This window comes from Myroides sp. LoEW2-1 (assembly GCF_009767705.1).
Taxonomy (GTDB): Bacteria; Bacteroidota; Bacteroidia; order Flavobacteriales; family Flavobacteriaceae; genus Flavobacterium; species Flavobacterium album_A.
The window spans coordinates 1-778 of record NZ_WSPP01000386.1 but is presented as its reverse complement, the minus strand read 5'-3'; the positions used below and the strand labels follow the sequence as shown (position 1 = coordinate 778).

The 778-nt window shown below is 33.0% G+C and carries 1 tRNA gene; it reads left to right on the top strand.

From position 1 onward, the window contains the following. Positions 1 to 13: 13 nt before the first annotated feature. A tRNA-Asn gene (locus GOQ24_RS16305) sits at positions 14 to 87 on the top strand. The last annotated feature ends 691 nt before the right edge of the window (positions 88 to 778 follow it).

The window sequence follows — 778 nt, the reverse complement described above, 5'->3', positions numbered from 1 at the left end:
AGGTAACACACCTTCCTCCTTAGCTCAGTTGGTTAGAGCATCTGACTGTTAATCAGAGGGTCCTTGGTTCGAGCCCAAGAGGGGGAGCAGAAAGCCAGACAGTAATGTCTGGCTTTTTTTATTGAAATTGTCTAAGTATAGATAATAACTATATTGAATTATTGTTTGAAACTTGTGTCAAGAGATAAGGAGGGTAAGCCGAAAGTTTTATTTATCTGATGAGAAGAAATTTCTAATTTCTAACAACTTTATCTATCATGTAAAAAGCAATTTAGTTTCATACTAAACGATTTAGCAGATGCTTTAATAATTCTATTTAGTCAAGTAGTTGGTTGTTTTGTAGAAAAGAGATTTTAGAATCTTTAAATGGATAGTGTAAAGTTGAGATGCATATTTTTCCTGCTAATACGTAAAGTTTTGTGTTCACAAAATAGAAGATATTTTCTTACTGTGTGCTTATAACTTACTGTGCTTGTCTAAATAGGAGTTCTGTGTGTTTGACTTTAAGTGAGACTGCCTATATTGTCGAAGTACTTGTATATGTAGAGTTCATCTTCGGTAATTAAGGTAAAAAAAATGAATTTATACTTGTTTGAACACCAAAAAGTTAGCTATAAGTATTTGTGTTTTTTGTTTTTTACGAGGTATTTTAGTTTGTAAAACTAAATTTTCTATATATATTTGCATCGCAATAAAGGTAACACACCTTCCTCCTTAGCTCAGTTGGTTAGAGCATCTGACTGTTAATCAGAGGGTCCTTGGTTCGAGCCCAAGAGGG